We start from the raw sequence: 22,489 nt of genomic DNA on the forward strand, positions 1-22,489 counted from the left end.
GACGCACAGACGCCGGGAATTCTGTTCCTACGCCTTTGTCATCGCCGGCGTCTGGTATGTGCCGCCTTTGACGAGAAGCGCCCATATTGTCCGGGCCATCTTATTGGCCAGCGCCACGGCTGCCACCTTGTAGGGGCGACGTGCCATTATTGACACGATCCAATCAGGCAACTTTGAACCTCTCCGAGCTTGTTTCAGGATCGACGTCGCACCGACAATCAAGAGCGTTCGTAACTGCTTGTTGCCGCGCTTTGAGATTTTGCCAAGCCGCTCCTTGCCTCCGCTGGAGTTCGCTCTTGGTGTGATGCCGATCCAGGCGGCCAAGTCCCGCCCAGTTCGAAAGGCTGTATGATCCTGAACTGCGGTGCGAACAGTGGCTGCAATAATAGGGCCGACGCCGGGGATGGTTGTTAAACGACGTGCGGCTTCATCGGCTTTCACTGCTGCGGCAATCTTACTGTCGAGCACCTCAACCCTTTCCGTCAGCCTTTCGATCTGATCGGCCATCTCAAGAAGTGCCGCCTTGGCTGAATGCGGAAGACGTCCTTCCTGATCGTTGCGCAAAATCGCAGTGAGCTTGGCAATGCTTGTCATTCCAGTCGCGGCGATGATTCCGAGCTCAGCCATGTGGCCTCGCATGGCATTGGCCGTCTGACTTCGCTGCCGCACGAGTAACTCTCGGGTCTTCAAAACCATCCCAGCAGCCTGCTCTTCCGGTGACTTTACGGGTACGAAGCGCATTGTTGGACGCGTGACTGCCTCGCAGATTGCCTCCGCATCGGCCGCGTCGGTCTTGTTGCGTTTGACGTAAGGCTTCACATAGGCCGGTGGCATCAACCGCACCGTATGGCCGAATTCTCTGATTGCGTTGGCCCAGTAGTGAGCACTCCCGCACGCTTCCATTCCGACAAGGCATGGTTCGATGTTACGAAAAAACTCTAGGACCTGTGATCGCCGCAAAGCACGGCGGACCGCTATGTGCCCGTCTTCAGTGATGGCGTGGATCTGAAAGACCGACTTGGCCAAATCTAGTCCGATTATGGTAATCTTTTCCATGGAACGGTTCCTTCTGTCTTGTGGCAAATGGCGTCACCACAATAGGCATCCTCGATGCCGGTGCGAAGGGCCGTTCCACACCATCATTCTCGATGATGTTTTGGGTTCTATTAGCTTGGTTTCTGAAGGAGAATCAGTGCCATGCGAGCCCAGTTTCGACTTTCCGATCTGATCCCTGCCGAGTTGACCGTGGAGGCTGTACATCAAAGATCCGATGCAATCGTCGTTTCGGCATATGGTCAGTCGCGCGATTGCCGATGCCCCGAATGCGGTACGACCTCCCGTCGTGTTCATAGTCGCTATCTTCGGATAATTTGCGATCTGCCGTGTGCAGGCCGGAGGATCGAACTGCATCTGACCGTCCGACGCTTCGTCTGTAGTGCCAACCAATGCCGCCGAAAGATTTTCGCGGAACGTTTCGGTGACAACATAGTCCGACCTCTGGCGCGCCGGACAGCACGCCTGGACAACTTGGTGCACCATCTGGCTTTGGCATTGGGTGGTCGCCCAGCGGCACGGTTCGCAAATCGTCTCGGGTTTCCGGTTAGCAACGACACGCTGCTTCGAACCGTTCGCCGGTATGATCGGCCGCCTCCACCACCGCCGAGTGTTATCGGCATCGATGACTGGGCGTGGCGTCGCAATCACCAATATGGCACAATCATTTGCGACCTTGAGCGGCGAAAAACAATCGCCTTGCTCCCCGACCGGGAAGCGGCGACTGCCAAGGCCTGGCTAATCCAGCAGCCGCAGATCGAGATCGTCGCACGCGATCGCGGTGGCGGCTATGCGCAGGCTACTTCACAAGCCCTGCCACATGCGGATCAAGTCGCCGACCGCTGGCATCTGATGGAAAATGCCAGCCACGCCTTTCTCGACGCCGTGCGCAAGTCGATGCGACAGGTCCGCATGGCAGTCGGCACAGCAACCGTAAATCCCAAGCTTCTGACTGCTGCCGAGCGGCTACAATACGAGGGATATCTGCGACGCGAAGAGGCAAACTCTGTCATTCGTGGGCTCGTCGACGAAGGCGTGCCTATCAAGGAAATTGTACGCAGAACCGGACACAGCCGAAAGCTGGTTCGCAGCGTTGTTCGTGGTCAACGAACCGACATCTTCCGGGTCCGGCACACTTCGCTCGAACCACACCTGCCGTGGCTTGAAGCGCAAAGGGATGCCGGATCACGAAACGGCGCTGAACTCTGGCGGCAGCTTCGCTTGGCCGGGTTTGGTGGCGGTCTTCGTGTCGTTACAGAATGGGCGACACGACGAAGGCGAGCCGAAAAAGCCGAAAACGGGCTCGGCCACGCGCCGGCAGCACGCACCATCGTCCGCCTGATGACACTTGAACGCAACAAATTGACCAAGGCTCAAGCGATGACGGTTGCTGCAATCGAGGAGCGATTACCGGACCTTGTCGAGGCTAGAGATATCATCGAGAGCTTTCACAACATGCTGCGCAGCAAGTCCAGGGGTGATCTGGAAGCATGGCTCGACCGCGCGGCAAGAAGTCTAGTCGCATCATTCGCCAATGGCATTATCCGCGACAGAGCAGCGGTTCAAAACGCAATAATTTCAATATGGTCGAACGGCCAGACAGAGGGCCAGATCACGAAACTGAAACTCATCAAGCGTCAGATGTACGGCCGCGGGAAACTCGATTTGCTTGAGGCACGTATTGTAGGAGCGCCATGATGTCATCGAGATTGCGTCAGAGCCCCGTTTGGATGCCGATAACCCCTCAAATGGGGTCCTTCTGTGGTTGCCACCCGTTGTGCAAGTTGTTTCTGAGCCTTTGGACGTGTGATCGAATGCGGTCTTCTGTCAGGCCTTCATTTGCGGCGCTTTCAGAAGCCGCTGGCCGGGATGGTGATCAGCGGATCAGGTCCAAATCTTATTCCCGAGCTATGACGCTCGAAGGACTCCCACTGGTTTTCTTGATCCGGATCGTTCGATCTTGCGCCCATTCAGGTCATCGACTTCTCACACCTCCTTGCCAACGTTGGTGATAGCAGCCTTCATGCCGCCGTCGTCAACGTCGGATTTCGATAATCTTCCTGCCGCATCAACATCGCCCAAATCATGCGTGCCATCTTGTTCGCCAGCGCGATCGCCACCAGCATTCGGGGCTTTCGCCCAAGCATACGCATCATCCAGGGATCCGCTGATGCTTCCTTGCGGCTCGCCCAATTCACACGCGCCATCGCGCCGATGATCAGCAGCCTGCGAATGTCCGCTTGCCCGGCCTTTGAGACCTTGCCCAACCGCTCCTTGCCTCCGGATGAGAACTGCCTCGGGACAAGGCCGAGCCAGGCTGCAATTTCACGGCCCGACTTGAAACTTTCCATTGCCGGCGCAAAAGCCTCGACAGCCACGGCTGTCATAGGCCCGATGCCAGGCATTGTCTGAAGACGCCGCGCCACATCGGTCTGCTTGGCAAGTGAGGCCAATTTCTGCGTCTTGCTATCGATCTTGGCGGTCATTTCACCGATCTGGGCCAGCAGATCAAGGCCTTCCTCGCGCACCAGATCGGGCAAATTATTGGCCACGTCGTTCAGCGCCGCTTCCAGCCGCTTGATATGTCCGATGCCCACAGGAACGACATGGCCATATTCATAGAGCATTGCGCGCAGGGCATTCACCAACTCCGTGCGTTGGTGGACAATGCGCTCTCTTGCCCGGAACAGAATAGCGCGCGCTTGCTGATCGGGAGTTTTGGGTTCGACAAACCGCATTTCCGGCTGACGCGCCGCGATGACAATGGCCTCTGCGTCGGCGGCGTCATTCTTCTGGCGCTTCACGAATGGTCGCACATATTGCGGCGCGATCAGCTTGACTTCGTGGCCCAGCGCCGCCATCTCCCGCGCCCAATGGTGGGCGCTGCCACATGCCTCCATGACGACAATGCAAGCGGGCTGGCTTCCCATAAAACGCAGAAACTGACCGCGCGACAATTTCCTGCGGAACCGCACTTCGCCCGTCAGCGACGCGCCGTGAAGCTGGAAAACATTTTTTGCCAGATCAACCCCGATCATTGTATACTTCATTGCCATCCTCTCCGCTACATGATCTCCAACGATCACACTCTGGCACATTGCGATGCCGTCTGGGGAGGGCGGCAACCACCCCATCTTATTCCATGCTTAATGACAACCTGAAATTTTGGCTCAACGCCATTGAGACGCAGATACTTGCGGATGGCCAAGCGCTGTATTGGTCGATAGTTTTAGCTACTCTGACGGATCCATTTTCCCGCAAGCTTATCAGGATCAGAAAATCGGTCAGCTTGTGGGTGATGTCGTTCTTAATACCGGCACATCTGTCACTAAAGTTGACAGGGATGTTCTTCCGGGTTTGCAATATAGTTTCCCGGTCCTGCCTTATCGTCATGTTGATGGTCGCAAATACGAGAACGAGATTATTACGCCTGATATTATTGTTCCATTTGATCCGAACAGGTTCAGTATGGATGCCGATCCGCAATTGGAAGCAGCTGTTGCTTCGTTGATGCAACAAATCGGTGTTGATAGCGATTGTCGCGGCGAACCGAAGGAAGGTCGTCCTGATGATATCAAAGTAAAATCGAGCAGGAAAAAATGATGTGAAAGCTGCAAGACGATTTCGGATCAACTGCATTGCTTTCACTCAAACAACAATTCACAGCGCTTGCAGCATCGTTGCGGTTCAGTATGAACTCGGAGCGCTATCTCAAGATCCGGTCGTCTTGGCGTAATGGTTTGCGTTTGTTCCGACAGATCCCTGTAGCAGACCGATTAAACCACCCAAAGCCGTTGCAGATGACACAAGGCCACGCCCACCCGAGAAGAGGATGGCGCATAGTGCTCCCAAAAATTTGAGCCCACGACTGGTCAATTTCAATGGAAGCCCTCTCAGGGTCTTCTGTGGGTTCTCTCTGTAACGCGCCGCGAATTCAGTAATGTTATGATCACGGTTGCGGCGGAAATGATAAGATAGTGTCAGCCGGGTTGTCGGCACTGCTTCGTAGACGATCGCATCGCAGGCCCAGCCAGTTTTAGCGCCAAGGCTCTTGGCCTTTGCCCACAAGTGCCAATCTTCTCCGCCCGACAGATTATACCTTTGATCGAAACTAAGGCCAGTCTCTCTGAAGAAACTCAAACGCCCCATCCAGCTTCCAGTTGCAATCTTGATCTTATGCCCTTGTCCCGAACTTGACTTCGATTTGCATTTCCGCTCCGACTTCAGGCTGCTGTGTTTTAGCCCCGACCACACCACTTTTTGCATAAGCGTGAGGTCGGGTTCAAATGGGAAAGGCCACACAGGAGAACCAATGATATCCAGATCCAAGCGGTCACGCTCCGCAGTAATTTGACCAGCCAGTCTTTTTCGACCCATTCATCATCATCGACAAAGACCAGAAAGTCATAGCCTTTTTCGGCAGCATAGTTCAGCGCGGCATTCCTCACTGCGGAAATGCCGGGTGTTCCTTCGTTGAAATATGCAACTTCGGTGCCTGAAACGTCGTTGCGGAATGTATCAATAACCTCGTTTAATGAAGGCTGACCGTTGTTCTCAACGATCAGGAAAGAAACATCATCAGAAGACGGGTGGGTTATTTCACTCAACGACGTAAGCAAATTAGCGAGCATCTTCGGTCTGTCGCGCGTAACCACGGAAATACAGATATGGCGTTTCAATTTTGCCCCCGCCCTTCAAATGAGGAAATTATCCGAAGACAGAATGGACCAAAGGCATCAAAATTAGCTATCACTGAAACTTGGTATTTTGGCTATTTTCGAGCAAAAATAATACCTTAAACGGGAAGCTTGCTATCTGCAGGGTGATGTTACATTGATAAATAGTTTGGTGTGAACGCTCATTCTTTAAAGAGTACGCTTTGATCAAAAAGATAACGATGAGAAAGTGGTAAGCTTGCAGCGCCCACCGCTTTGCCATGAATGCCGACTGTTCCTTCAACAATCTCCGGAGCAGCAATCCCTCTCAGGTCGATGCGTTTAAGCTCAAGCTTCGTCGCTTCAACGATCTTATGTCGGATGTTTTCTGGTAGCCACCCATCAATAATGGCTGCAGGAAAATCAATTACCGCAGCGGCTGCGACGGCAGCATGAGCCAGACCTTGTGCGGTTGTGTCGCAAATTTTCCATCAGGTTAAAAGCAGCCTGATCTTCAGACGCAATTATGCTGCGAGCTCCGCAAAGACCTCGAATGGCGAGCGGTTGTCATTGGCAAATTGGTTCTTGCGGATCATATGTGCCACTTCGATGCCCGCGATTGTCGCTGAGGCCGAATGAAATGCCTTGAAGCCCAACATGTGTTTGGTAATTCGCTTGATAAACCGGTGATCCTGCTCAAGGATGTTGTTGAGATATTTAACCTGCAGGATTTCAATCATCTTGCTGTGACCAGTGATTTTCAGGATTGTGTTTACAGCTTGTGCTCCGGCCAGATTGGCTCCACTTTTATCAATGACAATTTTGTCTGGAACACCGTTGGCTGCGATGGCTTTCTTGAAGAAACGCCGTGCAGCACCGAGATTTCGGCGTTCGGCGAGCATGAAATCAAGTGTTTGGCCATCTCGGTCAACGGCTCGGTACAAATAGGTCCATTGACCACGAACCTTGATATAGGTCTCGTCAACACGCCATGAACGGGCCGTGGGCCGCTTACGCGATTGCGCCTGGGCAGCGATCAGCGGTGAGTACCGGACAACCCATCGGTTCAAGGTCGCATGATCCACAGCAATGCCGCGTTCTGCGAGAATTTCCTGAAGGTCACGATAGGAAACCGGGTAACGCACGTAAAAGAAGACTGCATGCAGGATGACACTTTTAGGAAAATGAGCCCCTTTGAAATCGATTGCCATACCCTGTCACCTCACTCAATTATGCGCTCCGAAGGGACAGTAGCGCAGCAGAAGTGAAAATTTCGCGACAGAACCGTTTCTATTACCCCTAAAAAAAGAGATCTTTTATGTTCAAAAAAATCGCAGTTACACTCATCGCAACGCTAGCAACTACAGACGTAGCTCAAGCAGAAACAAAGATTAAATTTCTCCCACTTACCAAAATTGATACGGATTCGCAAACATACTTAAAAGGACTTACAGATAGCTACCCATACATAAAAGTCGATCCTAAAAAAAATGAGCCAATGCAGTTCTTCTTTAGTATTTTTTAGAAGCAGAACAGGGTGAAAAAATGGACGCTTGCAGTCCACAACGGAAATGGACTTTGCGATAATCTGTCCGATACGCACATAATATGTCAAGCTAACTTAACCTATCAAAATGCGAACAATGGAGGCTTTATTTATCACACAATTCCTAATGTTTGCATATCTACAGGTGATAACGCACACATTGCGGACGGAACTATATTAAAAGCCATTGACACCGGCGGCGAGCTAGACGTTGAAATCATGCAAAACGAAGAAATAAAGAATTCAAGAGATTGCATCAAAGGCTTTACCTATAATTTTGATACCGGATCACTTAAATATCAATAAATCAGAAAGCTAAGTTATTACATTACAGTCTAATCTACCCCTTTATTAATTGTATAATTATAATACTATTGCCACATTTTAATTGTCAGATTATATAATTTATATAACAAAATGAATCACATAACGAGGACATCCATATGTATAAAACGAGTGTAAGAAAAGTTGGCGGATCAGTTATGGTCGCGATCCCTCCTTTTGTGCTGGATCAGAGCGGGATCGTGCCTGGCCAAAAATGCGGCATCGAATTTAAGGAAGGCCGTATTCAAATAATGGCAGATCCACTTCCTGAGTATCGACTCGAAGAATTGATGGCAAATTCAGAGTTTCCTGAAATTGATGATCTTGGAGACGAAGAATTAAAATACATCAATGCAACTGTTGTTGGGGGTTGATCGTGGCAAAAGTAAAACGCGGTGATGTATATCTAATTCATTATTTAAATAATGACAACAAACACACTATATCTGAGGTTGTTGTTGTTTCTCCATATGCTTATAATAGCGTGGCTGGATTGGCCATTGTTGTTCCTGTCATTCAACAAAAGTTTGAAAAGAATGCTTTCGCGGTTGAGCTTGAGAATACAATAACGGGTGGCTTTGTGAGATCAGACATGCCGCGCGTTATGAATGTTAAAGAATTTAGAGGCGAGTTTATCGAGAAGCTTCCGGATGACACTGTCAATGAAATCTTAGCGAGAACAGTAACCCTCTTTAAATAAGATAAGCCCCGGTTTTGCCGGGGTTTTTTTGTCGTTTATTTGTAAAAACATGTGTAAATCAGATGCAGGCAAAAAAGGGGTTTGGAATGAAAATCAGAATTATAGCATCAGTTATTATCAGTGCTTCACTTCTCTCAAGCGGAGCAATCGCGCAACGTACACCATCTGTGACATTTGGTTTTGGTGAAGTTATTGAGCCAAAAAAGCATGATGTCGATTATGATATTATTGGCATCAAAATTGGTATGACACCAGCTGAAGTCAAAGAAAAATTGAAGGAACTTTACGCCGAGAGCAGCATAGAAGAAATAAAGGTTCATTTTGGCAATCAAGAAATTCAATCAGAGCCTTTCATTGATGAGATTTCCGCTGACACTTATCAGGAAGGGCGCACGAAAGTTTACTTCACAACACCTAAGCTTGGAAACAGGGTAAAATATGTTGAAAGGCATATAGTTTTTAACCCGGAGAAACCGCGACCAGACGTTAGTCACTTGAATAAAATTACAGCTGAAAAATATGGTATCGTTGAAGACAGTGTCGAAGGTCAGTACAACTTAGGTCAATTTTGGAGCAGCAACAATTGTAAAGCGGAAAAGAGCAGCTCAGAAATTAGACTACCCGAAGATAATTGTGATGCAGCTGTCGCTTCCAATATTTATTTTCATTCAGGCAACAAAAACGATAAGGCAACATTCCTTAATTTGAAAATGAGAGATGTTGCTAACAGTAAATTAGATAATGATGAGAAACAGAAATTGTTCGAAAACGAGCTGAATAAGCACAGGCAAAACCAAGGCGACACCAAGTTTTAAATGATTAAAACCCCGGTTTTCCGGGGTTTTTTATATCTGCGTGCAGAAAAGTTACCAAAAACAGGAGCGGCCATAATGGATGAGCAATGCGAAATAACAGAGCGTCTGCGCAAGATTAGGACAGCGCGCGGGATCGGCAAAAAAGAACAAGACGAAATACTCGCGATTACCCAGCGAAAAGCGAAGGAAGGCATTCAATTTGACGTAGGTCACTTTGCTAAACGTGATGCTTGAAATAATGTAGTTTTAAAACTACAGGTGTGATATGGTCATAGAGATTAAACAAACACTAGTTTTCCAAAAATGGGAAACAGGGCTGCGTGACAAACGAGCAAGAACCATCATTGCCACGCGTTTAATGCGCTTGGCAGAAGGTTTGCCGGGAGACGTGGAGCCGGTAGGTGAGGGCATAAGCGAACTGCGCATTCACCATGGCCCTGGCTATCGCATTTATTTTCAGAAGCGCGGCAACGTATTGATCGTGCTTTTATGTGGTGGAGATAAAAGCTCACAAAAGCGCGATATTGCTAAAGCAAAATTGCTAGCATCGGAGTGGACTGAAGACAATGGCTGAAAAAATAACAACATACGATCCAGCCGCAGCGCTGACTGACGACGAAGAAATTGCTTTCTTCATGGCGGATGCATTTGAGACCGGCGATGCAGCTTATATCGCAAAGGCGCTTGGCGTCGTGGCGCGAGCGAAGGGCATGTCTGAAATTGCAGAGAAAACGGGCCTCTCGCGTGAGCAGCTTTACAGATCTTTCAGCGAACGTGGCAATCCGACGCTCAAGACAACTCTCGCTGTTATGCGTGCACTTGGCGTGGATCTAACTGCAAAGCCACATGCTGTGTAAGTCTTAATTGGGTTGGAAAATGAAAATATACGGCGAAGATTCTAAACTAAAGAAGCTCATATTAACAATCACTGAGTTCTTGTTTATGGCTTACTGCTATGTAGCCATGATCGCGGTTATGATTGGCTTTGTTGCACTAGTCGTTCAGATATTTAATTATCTCCAACATGGCATGTGGTCTTTTTATTCTCCAATTGATTTTCTTTCGATTAAGAAACTCAATTTTTCATGGGCTCAGCAGCCCGAAACTATGCTGGGGACGCATAAAATATTGCTCAACACTGATATGTGGATGTTACTCCCTGCCGGTATAGTCTCATTGATTACAATCGTAATAGCGCTCAGACTTCTAAGAAGAATTTTATTGGCTAATCTATATCGCTAATTAATTACTGACACTTGCCGCACCAAATTAGGGGTTTTCTTCTTTGAATAATCAAAGAGGAATTTCCAAGAAGTAGTGCATTTTAACACCGATAATCCGCAAAAGGTTTGGTTCCTCAGGCACAATATGTACTGTGATGAAGTATCGCCATTCGTTTGATTTTCACTAAGATGACAACACCAATATTTATTATTAATGATGGTGCATTTATAGAATATTGTTTTTAATATCACGACCTTAATATTTTATTCCTACTTCCAAGAAGCTGGCTAATCTGAGCATGAGCAAATCAATACTGGCAAACTTCATCGTTAGATTGCTTAAATGAGCATATGATTGGTTTGCATAGTAGTCCGTTCAATTAGTCAGGGAAACGCTCTAAAATAATTAATTGAATTGTCACTGAGAAATTTTAGTGAAGCGATTGTGTTTTGCGCGTGTTAATATTTTGTTAACATTTGTCAGTTATCTAAAAAATACAATTGAGGCCTGCGCCGTGCGCTCAAAGGTTGACATGATGTCGCTCTCAGTTATCGGTGAAATTCCGAGATGTCCCAATTAAATTCAAAGGGACCATAATATGTCAAGTCTTCTTACAAACACCTCTGCATTGACTGCTCTTCAAACATTGAAGAGCACTAATAGTGATCTTGCCACCACGCAGGATCGCATCGCTACAGGCAAGAAGGTCAATACTGCTGCGGATAATGCTGCTTACTGGTCGATCTCGGTTTCCATGACATCACAGAGCAAGACGCTCGGAGCAGCTCAGGAAGCCCTCGGCATTGGTAAGGGCGTTGTTGACACTGCAAAAACTGCACTTGAAGAATCGATTGGTATTGCCGAAAAAATTCAGGCAAAGCTCGCTACTCTTGATGCAAGTGGTGTTGATGCTGAGACTGTTAACGCAGACGTCGCAGAACTCAGCAAGCAGATTGTTGCTATTGCGAAAGCAGCATCCTTCCAGGGTGTCAATCTCTTGGCGAGCGACGGTGAAGCCGCTAAGATTGTTACTGGTTACACACAGGGTAGTGTATCTGATGGAACCGGTGGCGAAGTTACGACCATTGACGTTGCAGCTTATGACTTAGAAGCTGGATTTTCAACTCCGCCAACTACAGCGTCCGGCGTAGAAGGAACACTCAACGCTATGCGTAAAGCAGCAGCTACGCTTGGCGGTGTTTCGACGCGAATCGAATCACAGTCATCGTTCAATAGCAAGTTGATTGATGCTATTGATCGTGGTGTTGGTTCATTGGTTGATGCGGATATGAATGCAGAATCCGCACGTTTGTCTGCACTTCAGGTTCAGCAGCAGCTCGGCGTTCAGGCGCTTTCAATTGCCAACCAAAGCAGCCAGAGCATACTATCGCTGTTCCGCTAATTGGCTGCTAGCTAAACTTAAATGTCTTAAACCCCGCCACCGCATGGCGGGGTTTTTTAACGTCCGAAATTTCTCAAAGAGTTCAAAGGGCACCGTTACCTTAAATTTGACGTAAGCATGAGCTGTGAACATACGGCATGATCGAACCTCGCGCTTCTCTTTATCACCGCCATCGTTTCCCTGCTGAGATCATCGCCGAAGCGGTATGGCTGTATTATCGCTTTCCACTCAGCTTTCGCATGGTCGAAGACATGCTGGCTTACCGTGGGATCATTGTTACCTACAAGACGGTGCACGAATGGGCGGAGAAGTTTGGACGTGAATACGCCAATACGATCCGTCGTCGCACACCACGCCTTGGTGATAAATGGCACTTGGATGAAATGGTCATCACAATCAAGGGTGAGAAGCATTTTCTGTGGCGCGCAGTTGATCAGGATGGATTTGTACTCGATGTTCTGGTCCAGAAGCGCCGTAATACCAAGGCTGCCAAGCGTTTTATGCGCAAACTTCTACGCGGCCAGGGCTGTTCGGCTCGTGTAATGGTCAGCGATAAGCTGAGATCTTATGGTGCTGCCAAACGACACCTGGGGATGAGCGTTTGCGAGCATCGTCAGCACAAAGGCTTGAACAACCGCGCTGAGAATTCGCACCAGCCCATCCGACGACGAGAGCGGGTCATGAAGCGCTTTTAAATCAGCGCGACATGTGCAACGCTTCGCATCCATTCACGACCCGGTCTACAATCTCTACTACTTTCCCCGCAACCTTCTCTCCTCAGCAAACCATCGCGAGCTGCGTCAGACCGCTACAAATATGTGGCGTGAAATCGCTTGCCTGAAAGCTGCATAATTTCAGCACCATAGACAAAATTACGAACTTGCTCAGGTTAAAGTGATGTGATGGATGGCGCCCTGCTTGTGCATCAGATGTGCCATTATCGGTTCATTGGACAAACCATAGAAAGGAGCCATCCATCATGACACAGATTACGACAATCGGACTTGATCTTGCAAAGAATGTCTTCCAGGTTCATGGGGTTGATGCAGACGGACAGGTTTTGTTGCGCAAACGCCTTCGCCGCTCGCAGATGCTGACGTTTTTCAAGACACTGTCTCCCTGCCTGATTGGCATAGAAGCCTGCGCGACTGCACACTATTGGGCCCAAACGCTGCAATCTCTGGGACATGACGTTCGGCTTATCTCACCCGCTTACGTAAAACCTTACGTGAAGCGTCAAAAGAATGATGCTGCGGATGCAGCTGCAATCTGTGAAGCTGTTTCTCGTCCTACTATGCGCTTTGCGCCGGTAAAGAGCGTTGAGCAGCAATCAACCCTGATGCTCCATTCAGCACGGGAACTCCTGATCACACAGCGTACAGCCCTGATCAACGCAATTCGCGCACATTTTTCTGAGTTGGGGATCGTTGTCGCTGAAGGTGCACGCAATGTCCGCAGCCTGCTTGCGCTTTTGCAACACCGGGAGGAGAAGATGAACAGCTCTGCGCAGGTTCCAGAAATTGCTGTCACTGCCTTGCAACCGCTGGCAGAGATGCTGATTGAGACTGACAGGCAGATTGCCAAACTCGACCGCGCAATTGTGGAAATGCACCGTGACAGTGAAACCAGTAACCGGCTAGCGACTATCCCCGGTATTGGTGTGCTGACTGCAACCTATATGACAGCCAGTCTTGCAGCTTTTGCCAAACAGTTCTCCTGCGGACGCGAATTCGCCGCCTATCTCGGACTTGTGCCCAGACAATATTCCAGTGGCGGAAAGCCACGTCTGGGACGCATCTCCAAAATGGGCAACCGCCACTTGCGAAAACTTCTGGTTGTTGGGGCAACTGCAGCGCTCTACAGTATCCGGAAGGGAACCAGCCAGTCCGCTCTTGCCCTATGGGCGAGGCAATTACTGGCAAAGAAGCCATTCAGGCTCGTTGCGGTTGCTTTGGCAAATAAAATGGCCCGCATCGCCTGGGCCGTTATCATCCATAAGCGGGACTATGAAGTCGACATCAAAACGAACTCATCAACCAATATAATAACCGCATAACCTCAAGCAGATGATGAATCTCCGGTAACGGAGCTAACTTTGGCGGCGTGACTATGACGTGATGACAAAACATAGCGGAATGGACCGCATAATCAGAAGAACCCGTGGCACCGTATTGCGCATCAGAGCGCGCTAAAGTGATAGGGATCTGATCAGGCGGATAACATCAGGGCCAGCGGCATGAAAACGCTGCATCAAAAGGCCGGAGACATGACTGCACCCGACCCGCTCTGCTCAATCATCAAGGAATAGACACTTGCCAGACGGGCGCCATCCAGACATAACGGTGCCGATTGATGTGTTCTCGAACAAATCGAAAAATGAAGGCGTGAATTATCAAGAGGTAAAACGTGAAGTGCTTAGCATCGACGATATCGCTAACCTTCCAAGTGACGATATTATAATTATTCCTCGTGCAAAAGATCACATTCTGCGCAGAACTGCGATAGTTAATATCGTCAAATATTTTGCACAGCCTGACTTCAAGTCTCGCATGGATCGCAATCCATTGCACATAGACGATTAAGCTTAGTCAGCCTCGTTAACTAAGAATACCCCCTTGCGTCAGGGCTTTGTCATTTAAACAGAGAATATACCTATTTATAAAGATTGCTTTTTATTAGCAGTACAGTCTAAAGATCTGCACTGGGTATAGCGCAAAGGGGGTTTGCGTGCAGCGTGGGTATACAGTGTTTATGCTCGTTTTAACGGGCGTTTATCTGACAATTGAAATTCCGTATTCGGTATTCTTGATCGATTTCTTAGCTTCTGATGCTCAGGGAGATATTGAACAAGTCGAAAAAGTGGGCCGTTTGCTGACAGGAGTTGCTGTAGCAATCCTGCTTGTCGGTTCAGTTGTGTTTCCTATATGCGCAACGCGCTTGCCTGTTCTAACTACATTTCTGATTGCAACCGTTGTCGCCGTTCCATCAGTTAAATTCACGTACGATATGCTGAATTTCGTTGGTGAGGAAACGGGAATGCGGAGGAGCGGAGAGGAGCTGAAGAGCGCATTCCTAACAAATCTGTCTAAGCGGCAACTTGGCGAGAAAGGGATAAAAGACCTTGTTGCTACTGATACAGGTGATTGGAAAATGTTCGTTTCTTATCTTCCGGCCCTCGTAGACGATGACAACGGCAATTTGTATCGGTTGACGGGTGTTTCTCTTGAGCAACTGGCTAAAGATGAAGCAAAGCGCCTTTATGGCGAGCCATCTGATTTTCGTGCCGCACAATTTGACGATGCCCTTAGAAACCTAAGCGATAGTTATCAATCATATCAAGTAGCTAGTGCCGATTTCAAAGCTGCTCTGGATAAAGTGCCTTCACATGCTGCACAGAAATGGGACGAGTTTCGCAGGTCGGTCGAATACAGGATTGGTCGAAAAAGAAATTATTCCGCACGTGAGCGTTCTGCCATTGTGTCGAGGCTCAAAAGTGAAGGTCTTAGTTTCCCTAATGGCTATAACCCTAATGACGAAAAGACGTTCAAGAGCATAGTTTCAAAGAAAATAAGTTCTGAGATAAATAATTCTTATGAGAAGGGTGTTCTTGACACTGTTGGCGCATATGTCCCTCCGGGTCTTTCCTATAGCGAATTCGTAAAACACAAGGCAATTCAAAAGCGTTTGCAAGAGGTTTTATATCTGCCGAAGGCTTCTAAAGCCATTAGTGCAGATCTATCCGATGAAGACTTTCAAAACATTGTATTTAACCCTTCTCTGAAAGGGGCAGCTGATAATTTGCTGATGATGTTAAAGTTATCAGCAAAAGATTTTGAAACCAAAAGTGAGTATTCATTTAGAGGCGTCCAATCGCTGAAAGCGGTTGAGTTGCCGGTGATGGCAATCTTGTTGTCGCTGGCCGGAGCTATCTTACACTTGTTTAAGTTTACGAATTACGGGCTGAAGCTGGTAGGAACATCAGGTATTCGTCCGCTGCGTTTTCTGAATAAATCACTCGTGAGTGCAAGTCTCGCAGCACTTCTGCTAGGTATAGTCGCCGCGCATGTAATGGGCCAAGGAAATCGTGTCTATTCATCAGCCATAAGCTTGACTACGTCCAATCCTACCAAAATTAAACACCACGTTCTACACCAGACACTCGCGTTGCAACCAGAATTCTCGCAGTTGGGAAGCGCACTTGCCGCGATCGGTGTATGGCCAATTTTCAAGCAATACACTTCCCTTCAAGGCAGTCGTTTAGATACTGAGCAGGTTCCAAATGAGTAAGAGCGAAATTGATCAATCATCTTCGAAGGATAGTGTCGGGCCAGTTATTGGCAAAACCCTTTTAAAGAAAGAAATTGATGACCTATTCAGAATTGTTGGTGGCAAATCTGAGATAACTGATGAGCAGTTTTCATTTGAACTAATGGAATCTGAGTGGCTATTTAAAACCACAATAGCGACCGAGTGGTATACGACCCGCTATCAAGGACGTATTCAGAGTAATGCGCCCCGGTTTAATTCTCATGGCGAATGCTTATCAGTTATTGATCAGCAGGCCATTGCGGTACGCCAAGAATTTAACAATCATTCCGCTATTCAAGCATTGATCAGACAAGGAAAGATCAACGAAACCATTGATGATTATGTAGCGACTATTCGTGAATTTCGGTGCGATCCATGTGGTGGGACTGGCAGTCTCTATTGCAATAATTGTTCTGGAGAAGGAACGTGCCCGTGCAACCACTGCGATGCTACGGGATATAAGTTCTGCTACTCCTGTTCAGGAACAGGTATAATTCATCATGTAGGAGATAATTCGCAACACCGATGCGGCAGTTGTAATGCACAAGGGAAAGTGCGCTGCAATTGGTGTGACTGGAGCAACTTTCAATACCGTACGCGCTGTTTAAGCTGTAACGGTCGTGGTAATTTTGGGTGTAGCACCTGTGCTAAAACTGGTTGGCACAGTGATTGTTACTCTGTCAAAGTAATAGTAAACAGCGATGTTACCCTTAAGTCATCGTCAAATGGTTTGTCCGTATCCGACAATTACCATCAGGACGATCACGCAGTATTGGATTGGATCTCCTCGGCTGGGCTGTGTGATAAAAATAAAGATTATCAGTTTGATTATAGCTTTCAGAATATTACCTACAAGGATTTGAATATTGATTCAGCCCTTCTGCCGATCCCAACGGGTTTAAATCTAAAAGTTTACCGCGCAAACTATACTGGGAAAAACAAAGGGGAAGAGATAAAAGGCTCCTGCATTCTGATGTCAAAGCCCGTTTATCGCTTTAATAAGTTCCTTGAACGTGAGAAAGGTGAACTGCACGAACTTTCGAGCTCACTTTCACGCCAATCCCCTAAAGATTTTGCATCTAAATTAAAGGAAGTGTCGCCGGAAATTTTCTCATTAGTAAACGGTGATATTGACGATTCAGTTCTTAAAGCAGCAGATAATCAGACGCATGGCGTCTTTGGTACTAATTTTCTGAAAAAAATACACGACGACTTTGTGAATTGCCGAAACGATTTCACAAAGGATATAAGTGGAAAAATGGTTGTTTTCCCTCTCATCGCAGTAACATTCGTATGGTTACTTTGGGTAACATATTTTCCCTTGCCACCAAGTATTAATAGTAGCAGTATGGCGCTATATTTAATAATTCCGTTTCTAGTTAGTTTCCGAGTCATCCGATGGAATACGCAAAGGATAGTTACTAAACAGACTGGAGCGAAGAAAAAAGTAAAGGTGGGTGGTAAGGCTTATATTGTCCCCATCTTCACGTCTCTAGGTTATCTTGTACTGTGGTATTTATTTAGAGATTCAAACATCCACGTAATTGGTTGGTAATTTACATTCTGAAAAAAGGGGCAAGTAGTGATTAATAGGTGCATAGTATCGGTAGCCGGTTGTCTTTTAACGTCATTCGTTTTTGCGCAAGAATTTCCGACAGACTTTGTACTACATCCGCAGATTCCGGTTGCAACGATCATTAGCTCTGATGGAATTGGAACAGCTAACGCTACGCTCACAGCTCGGGTCGACCAATCTGGTGCAGAAGATTGGTGCGGTAACTGGAGACCAGACGATCAAAACTGCGTATCAGGACTGATTTCCGAACATCCTGATGCTTATAAAGCGACGGCGAACTGTCAGACTGGTGAGATGACAGATCCGCATGGTCAGCAAGTGAAATTCGATGGCACGCATTCCGATGATGATTTTCAGGGCTGGTTTGCTTTTAAGGATGTAAAAACTGACAAGCGCATAGGCACAGATAACGCGTCTGGCGGATTGGTGCTGGCTAACCAGTGGATGTCGCTTTGTCCCTATGGTCGGCCGTACAATGAGCTGCCGATCGAGAACGTGATGACTGAAAGCACTTATTATAGCGATTCAGGTGAGACGGTCGGGCATAATGGACAGTCTATGCGTCTTGTGCATGGAAAGGACGCCATTTCGTATGGACCGCACCCTAAGTCGGCTTCGATCCCGCCATTCAGTACGGTATTTCGCGGCATGGTGACCTATTTCGACAATCCTGTAAAAGGTATCGCATACACATTTAAAAAAGGGTGTGAGCCTGCTCCCTATTGGGTTGAGGGTCACGTAGATCGTGAAGGTAAGATTGAATTGCACGGTAAAGCACCTGTGCGTGAAAAGAACGGTTGTAAAGTGGTTGGTTATACAGAGAAGTCCAAAAACGCGAATTTGGTCTTCAGGTTCGAGAACCATTGACCTCCATGGGGTGGGTTCAGGCTTAGGACGAAATGAGGCACCGTTATGTCTGGATGGCGCCCGTCTGGCAAGTGTCTATTCCTTGATGATTGAGCAGAGCGGGTCGGGTGCAGTCATGTCTCCGGCCTTTTGATGCAGCGTTTTCATGCCGCTGGCCCTGATGTTATCCGCCTGATCAGATCCCTATCACTTTAGCGCGCTCTGATGCGCAATACGGTGCCACGGGTTCTTCTGATTATGCGGTCCATTCCGCTATGTTAGAAGTGGCTCGGGAAATCTGTACAGCTAGGATAGGTGGAATTTCTGCCTGAGTTCGGCTTAGATGCCAGGAACAGGAGATAGCATGACGAGACGACCACGCCGAAACCATAGCCCAGCCTTCAAGGCAAAAGTTGCGCTCGCTGCGATCAGAGGCGAGCAGACGCTAGTGGAATTATCCCAGCAGTTTGACGTGCATGCGAACCAGATAAAGCAATGGAAAGATCAGCTTCTTGAGGGTGCTATAGGTGTTTTTGGCGACGAGACCAAGGCGGAACCAGCAGAGCCAACCGTTGACGTTAAAACGCTGCATGCCAAGATTGGGGAGCTTACGCTAGAAAATGATTTTTTAGCAGGAGCGCTCGGCAAGGCGGGATTGCTGGGCGGAAAGAAATGATCGACCGCGCTCACAAGCTCTCGGTCGCACGACAGGCAAAGCTCCTCGGGTTCAGCCGTAGCAGTGTCTACTATTCACCGCGCCCTGTATCGGATGGCGATCTGGCACTGATGCGTCGGATCGATGAATTGCATTTGGAATATCCATTCGCGGGAAGTCGGATGTTGCAGGGGCTTTTGAAAGGAGAAGGGCTTGAGGTTGGGCGGCTGCATGTCTCAACACTGATGAAGAAGATGAGCATCGAGGCGATTTACCGTCGCCCAAACACCTCGAAGCCAACGCCTGGGCATAAAATCTATCCCTATCTCCTGCGCAAGCTAGCGGTCACCAGACCCAATCAGGTGTGGGCAATGGATCTGACGTATATTCCGATGGCGCGAGGCTTTGTCTATCTCTGCGCCGTCGTCGACTGGTTCAGCCGCAAGGTTCTGTCGTGGCGACTGTCGATCACGATGGAGGCGGACTTCTGCATCGAAGCGGTTGAGGAAGCTCTGGTCCGCTATGGAAAGCCTGACATCTTCAATACGGACCAGGGATCACAGTTCACGTCCATCGACTTCACTAATGTGCTGAAAAAGGCAGAGATTGCCATCTCAATGGATGGAAAGGGCGCATGGCGGGACAATGTCTTCGTCGAAAGGCTCTGGCGGTCAATCAAATACGAAGAGGTTTATCTTCACGCCTACAAGACCGTGTCCGAGGCCCGCAATGCCATCGGCAGATATCTAAATTTCTACAATAGCCGACGCCCACATTCATCGCTTGACCGGCAGACACCGGATCAGGTCTACTTCAACGCGCTGACACCAATGATGGTGGCGGCATAAGCGAGGCGGAAATCCACTTAACAAAACGCCCGAAACTGTTTAGACAAACCGAGCCACTTCTGTTTTGTCATCACGTCATAGTCACGCCGCCAAAGTTAGCTCCGTTACCGGAGATTCATCATCTGCTTGAGGTTATGCGGTTATTATATTGGTTGATGAGTTCGTTTTGATGTCGACTTCATAGTCCCGCTTATGGATGATAACGGCCCAGGCGATGCGGGCCATTTTATTTGCCAAAGCAACCGCAACGAGCCTGAATGGCTTCTTTGCCAGTAATTGCCTCGCCCATAGGGCAAGAGCGGACTGGCTGGTTCCCTTCCGGATACTGTAGAGCGCTGCAGTTGCCCCAACAACCAGAAGTTTTCGCAAGTGGCGGTTGCCCATTTTGGAGATGCGTCCCAGACGTGGCTTTCCGCCACTGGAATATTGTCTGGGCACAAGTCCGAGATAGGCGGCGAATTCGCGTCCGCAGGAGAACTGTTTGGCAAAAGCTGCAAGACTGGCTGTCATATAGGTTGCAGTCAGCACACCAATACCGGGGATAGTCGCTAGCCGGTTACTGGTTTCACTGTCACGGTGCATTTCCACAATTGCGCGGTCGAGTTTGGCAATCTGCCTGTCAGTCTCAATCAGCATCTCTGCCAGCGGTTGCAAGGCAGTGACAGCAATTTCTGGAACCTGCGCAGAGCTGTTCATCTTCTCCTCCCGGTGTTGCAAAAGCGCAAGCAGGCTGCGGACATTGCGTGCACCTTCAGCGACAACGATCCCCAACTCAGAAAAATGTGCGCGAATTGCGTTGATCAGGGCTGTACGCTGTGTGATCAGGAGTTCCCGTGCTGAATGGAGCATCAGGGTTGATTGCTGCTCAACGCTCTTTACCGGCGCAAAGCGCATAGTAGGACGAGAAACAGCTTCACAGATTGCAGCTGCATCCGCAGCATCATTCTTTTGACGCTTCACGTAAGGTTTTACGTAAGCGGGTGAGATAAGCCGAACGTCATGTCCTAGAGATTGCAGCGTTTGGGCCCAATAGTGTGCAGTCGCGCAGGCTTCTATGCCAATCAGGCAGGGAGACAGTGTGACCTGAGACCCTGAACTTCCTCCAAATTTTGGTAGAGTCCGTCACAATGAGGAGACGGACGAATGAAGCGTTCACGGTTCACGGAAGAACAGATCATCGGGATATTGAAGGAGCAGGAGGCGGGCGCGAAGACGGCCGATGTCTGCCGCAAGCACGGCATCTCGGATGCAACCTTCTATAAATACAAGGCGAAGTATGGCGGGATGGACGTGTCCGATGCCCGCAAGCTGAAGGCGCTTGAGGACGAGAACGCCAAGTTGAAGAAGCTTTTGGCTGAGGCCATACTGGACAATGCGATCCTGAAGGATGTCGCTTCAAAAAAATGGTGACGCCCGATGTGAAGCGGGATGCGGTGGTTCACGTCTGTTCGCAGCACGGTGTGAGCCAGCGTCGGGCGTGCGAGGTTCTATCGGTGGATCGGTCGAGCATGCGATACCGCAGTGTGCGGCCTGACGATGCGGCCATTCGGGAGGCTATGAAGAAGGTGGCGTCTGAGCGTCGCCGCTTCGGCTATCGCCGTATCCACGTGATGCTCGATCGTCAGGGGATCGTCATGAACCTGAAGAAGCTTCGACGTCTCTATCGGGAGGAGAAGCTGACAGTGCGCAAGCGTGGTGGCAGAAAGCGGGCCTTGGGAACGAGACGCCCTCTGGCTTTGCCGTCACGACCAAACGAGCGTTGGAGCCTGGACTTCGTCAGCGACGCCTTCACAGATGGCCGGCGGCTCCGGGTGCTGGCGGTCATCGACGACTTCACCCGCGAATGCCTGTGCCTTGTGGCAGATACATCGCTGTCTGGCGCAAGGATGGCTCGGGAACTGAATAGTCTCATCGCCAGGCGGGGAAAGCCGAGGACGATTGTCTCGGATAACGGGACGGAGATGACCAGCATGGCCATCCTCAAATGGTGCCAGGAGACCAAGGTCGAATGGCACTACATCGCCCCCGGCAAGCCGATGCAAAACGACTTCGTCGAAAGCTTCAACGGCAGCTTCCGCGACGAGTGCCTCAACGATACGCTGTTCTCGTCGCTCGCTCAAGCCCGCGCCGCAATCACCGCATGGAAGGAGGATTACAACAGGAACAGACCGCACTCGTCACTGGGCAATATCACCCCCAGCGAATTCGCAATGAAAATGGCTATGGAAAAACAGGCCGCATAAGGCCAGATTAAAAACTCAAGACTCTCCCGAAAACTGGAGGGAAGTCGGGTCTCAGGTCAAGTGTCTTGAAAAACGTCAGCATCTGCGAGCGGCGAAGGCGTTTGCGCAACAAAACCTGTCCGTCTGCATCAACCCCATGAACCTGGAAGACATTCTTTGCAAGATCAAGTCCGATTGTCGTAATCTGTGTCATGATGGATGGCTCCTTTCTATGGTTTGTCCAATGAACCGATAATGGCACATCTGATGCACAAGCAGGGCGCCATCCATCACATCACTTTAACCTGAGCAAGT

Annotated in this window: 21 protein-coding genes and 5 pseudogenes; 20 read left to right on the plus strand and 6 right to left on the minus strand. The window is 48.9% G+C overall.

Annotated elements, in window-relative coordinates:
* Positions 1-27 precede the first annotated feature (27 nt).
* Positions 28-1,056, minus strand: coding sequence for an IS110 family transposase (locus RI570_RS20150; protein ID WP_313830614.1), 1,029 nt, complete (start codon positions 1,054-1,056; stop codon positions 28-30).
* Positions 1,057-1,197: 141 nt separating this feature from the next.
* Here RI570_RS20150 and RI570_RS20155 point away from each other — a divergent pair, with 141 nt between their 5' ends.
* Entirely contained in the window at positions 1,198-2,751 is a 1,554-nt protein-coding gene (locus RI570_RS20155; protein ID WP_313829774.1) for an ISL3 family transposase, read from the plus strand.
* 323 nt (positions 2,752-3,074) lie between these two features.
* Here RI570_RS20155 and RI570_RS20160 read toward each other — a convergent pair whose 3' ends face one another.
* A complete protein-coding gene (locus RI570_RS20160) occupies positions 3,075-4,103 on the minus strand; it encodes an IS110 family transposase (protein ID WP_313830615.1) in 1,029 nt (342 codons plus the stop codon).
* Positions 4,104-4,269: 166 nt separating this feature from the next.
* Between RI570_RS20160 and RI570_RS20165 the strand changes: the two genes are divergently transcribed.
* Positions 4,270-4,656, plus strand: a complete 387-nt coding sequence (locus RI570_RS20165) for a S41 family peptidase (protein ID WP_313830617.1) — start codon at positions 4,270-4,272, stop codon at positions 4,654-4,656.
* A gap of 5 nt (positions 4,657-4,661) precedes the next feature.
* Positions 4,662-4,730 (plus strand): annotated as a pseudogene (locus RI570_RS20170) (IS6 family transposase); the annotation flags it as partial.
* Between the two features lie 34 nt (positions 4,731-4,764).
* Here RI570_RS20170 and RI570_RS20175 read toward each other — a convergent pair.
* A pseudogene (locus RI570_RS20175) lies at positions 4,765-5,684 on the minus strand (glycosyltransferase family 2 protein).
* 548 nt (positions 5,685-6,232) lie between these two features.
* Entirely contained in the window at positions 6,233-6,919 is a 687-nt protein-coding gene (locus tag RI570_RS20180) for an IS6 family transposase (protein WP_313830619.1), read from the minus strand.
* Between the two features lie 107 nt (positions 6,920-7,026).
* Between RI570_RS20180 and RI570_RS20185 the strand changes: the two genes are divergently transcribed.
* The 16 genes and pseudogenes from RI570_RS20185 to RI570_RS20260 all read left to right on the plus strand — a co-directional run bounded on the left by RI570_RS20185 (position 7,027) and on the right by RI570_RS20260 (position 19,952).
* Positions 7,027-7,233, plus strand: coding sequence for a hypothetical protein (locus RI570_RS20185; protein WP_313830620.1), 207 nt, complete (start codon positions 7,027-7,029; stop codon positions 7,231-7,233).
* Between the two features lie 12 nt (positions 7,234-7,245).
* Positions 7,246-7,560, plus strand: a complete 315-nt coding sequence (locus RI570_RS20190; RefSeq protein ID WP_313830622.1) for a hypothetical protein — start codon at positions 7,246-7,248, stop codon at positions 7,558-7,560.
* Positions 7,561-7,697: 137 nt separating this feature from the next.
* A complete protein-coding gene (locus RI570_RS20195; RefSeq protein WP_313830624.1) occupies positions 7,698-7,952 on the plus strand; it encodes an antitoxin in 255 nt (84 codons plus the stop codon).
* 2 nt (positions 7,953-7,954) lie between these two features.
* Entirely contained in the window at positions 7,955-8,278 is a 324-nt protein-coding gene (locus tag RI570_RS20200) for a type II toxin-antitoxin system PemK/MazF family toxin (RefSeq protein WP_313830626.1), read from the plus strand.
* Positions 8,279-8,364: 86 nt separating this feature from the next.
* Positions 8,365-9,093, plus strand: a complete 729-nt coding sequence (locus tag RI570_RS20205; protein ID WP_313830628.1) for a hypothetical protein — start codon at positions 8,365-8,367, stop codon at positions 9,091-9,093.
* Positions 9,094-9,327, plus strand: coding sequence for a hypothetical protein (locus RI570_RS20210; RefSeq protein ID WP_313830630.1), 234 nt, complete (start codon positions 9,094-9,096; stop codon positions 9,325-9,327).
* 31 nt (positions 9,328-9,358) lie between these two features.
* On the plus strand, positions 9,359-9,667 hold the full coding sequence (locus RI570_RS20215) for a type II toxin-antitoxin system RelE/ParE family toxin (protein WP_313830632.1): 309 nt from the start codon (positions 9,359-9,361) through the stop codon (positions 9,665-9,667).
* Positions 9,660-9,950 (plus strand): addiction module antidote protein, encoded by a 291-nt coding sequence (locus RI570_RS20220; protein ID WP_313830634.1) that lies wholly within the window; start codon positions 9,660-9,662, stop codon positions 9,948-9,950. Before RI570_RS20215 ends, RI570_RS20220 begins: the two co-directional genes overlap by 8 nt.
* Positions 9,951-10,915: 965 nt before the next feature.
* Positions 10,916-11,719 (plus strand): flagellin, encoded by an 804-nt coding sequence (locus RI570_RS20225; protein WP_313830636.1) that lies wholly within the window; start codon positions 10,916-10,918, stop codon positions 11,717-11,719.
* 137 nt (positions 11,720-11,856) lie between these two features.
* A pseudogene (locus tag RI570_RS20230) lies at positions 11,857-12,571 on the plus strand (IS6 family transposase).
* Positions 12,572-12,698: 127 nt separating this feature from the next.
* Positions 12,699-13,775, plus strand: a complete 1,077-nt coding sequence (locus RI570_RS20235) for an IS110 family transposase (protein ID WP_313830638.1) — start codon at positions 12,699-12,701, stop codon at positions 13,773-13,775.
* A gap of 256 nt (positions 13,776-14,031) precedes the next feature.
* On the plus strand, positions 14,032-14,301 hold the full coding sequence (locus RI570_RS20240; RefSeq protein WP_313830640.1) for a hypothetical protein: 270 nt from the start codon (positions 14,032-14,034) through the stop codon (positions 14,299-14,301).
* Positions 14,302-14,464: 163 nt separating this feature from the next.
* On the plus strand, positions 14,465-16,006 hold the full coding sequence (locus RI570_RS20245; protein WP_313830642.1) for a hypothetical protein: 1,542 nt from the start codon (positions 14,465-14,467) through the stop codon (positions 16,004-16,006).
* Entirely contained in the window at positions 15,999-17,582 is a 1,584-nt protein-coding gene (locus tag RI570_RS20250) for a hypothetical protein (RefSeq protein WP_313830644.1), read from the plus strand. Before RI570_RS20245 ends, RI570_RS20250 begins: the two co-directional genes overlap by 8 nt.
* A gap of 315 nt (positions 17,583-17,897) precedes the next feature.
* The gene (locus RI570_RS20255) at positions 17,898-18,470 is read left to right on the plus strand and encodes a hypothetical protein (RefSeq protein ID WP_313830645.1); all 573 of its coding nucleotides are present in this window, start codon (positions 17,898-17,900) and stop codon (positions 18,468-18,470) included.
* 343 nt (positions 18,471-18,813) lie between these two features.
* Positions 18,814-19,952 (plus strand): IS3 family transposase gene (locus tag RI570_RS20260; RefSeq protein ID WP_313828919.1). Its coding sequence is split into 2 segments (ribosomal slippage): positions 18,814-19,081 and positions 19,081-19,952, totalling 1,140 coding nucleotides; the frame shifts between segments, so codons are not numbered across the junction.
* A gap of 132 nt (positions 19,953-20,084) precedes the next feature.
* On the opposite strand, the pseudogene RI570_RS20265 reads toward RI570_RS20260, so the two are convergent.
* Positions 20,085-21,029: pseudogene (locus RI570_RS20265) on the minus strand (IS110 family transposase); the annotation flags it as partial.
* A gap of 66 nt (positions 21,030-21,095) precedes the next feature.
* On the opposite strand from RI570_RS20265, the gene RI570_RS20270 reads away from it, so the two are divergent.
* A protein-coding gene (locus tag RI570_RS20270; protein ID WP_409558712.1) for an IS3 family transposase occupies positions 21,096-22,195 on the plus strand; the annotation gives its coding sequence in 2 pieces (ribosomal slippage) (positions 21,096-21,348 and positions 21,348-22,195; 1,101 coding nt in all).
* Between the two features lie 58 nt (positions 22,196-22,253).
* On the opposite strand, the pseudogene RI570_RS20275 reads toward RI570_RS20270, so the two are convergent.
* Positions 22,254-22,388 (minus strand): annotated as a pseudogene (locus RI570_RS20275) (IS110 family transposase); the annotation flags it as partial.
* Between the last annotated feature and the right edge of the window lie 101 nt (positions 22,389-22,489).

Source organism: Brucella pseudogrignonensis, from assembly GCF_032190615.1.
Classification (GTDB): domain Bacteria; phylum Pseudomonadota; class Alphaproteobacteria; order Rhizobiales; family Rhizobiaceae; genus Brucella; species Brucella pseudogrignonensis_B.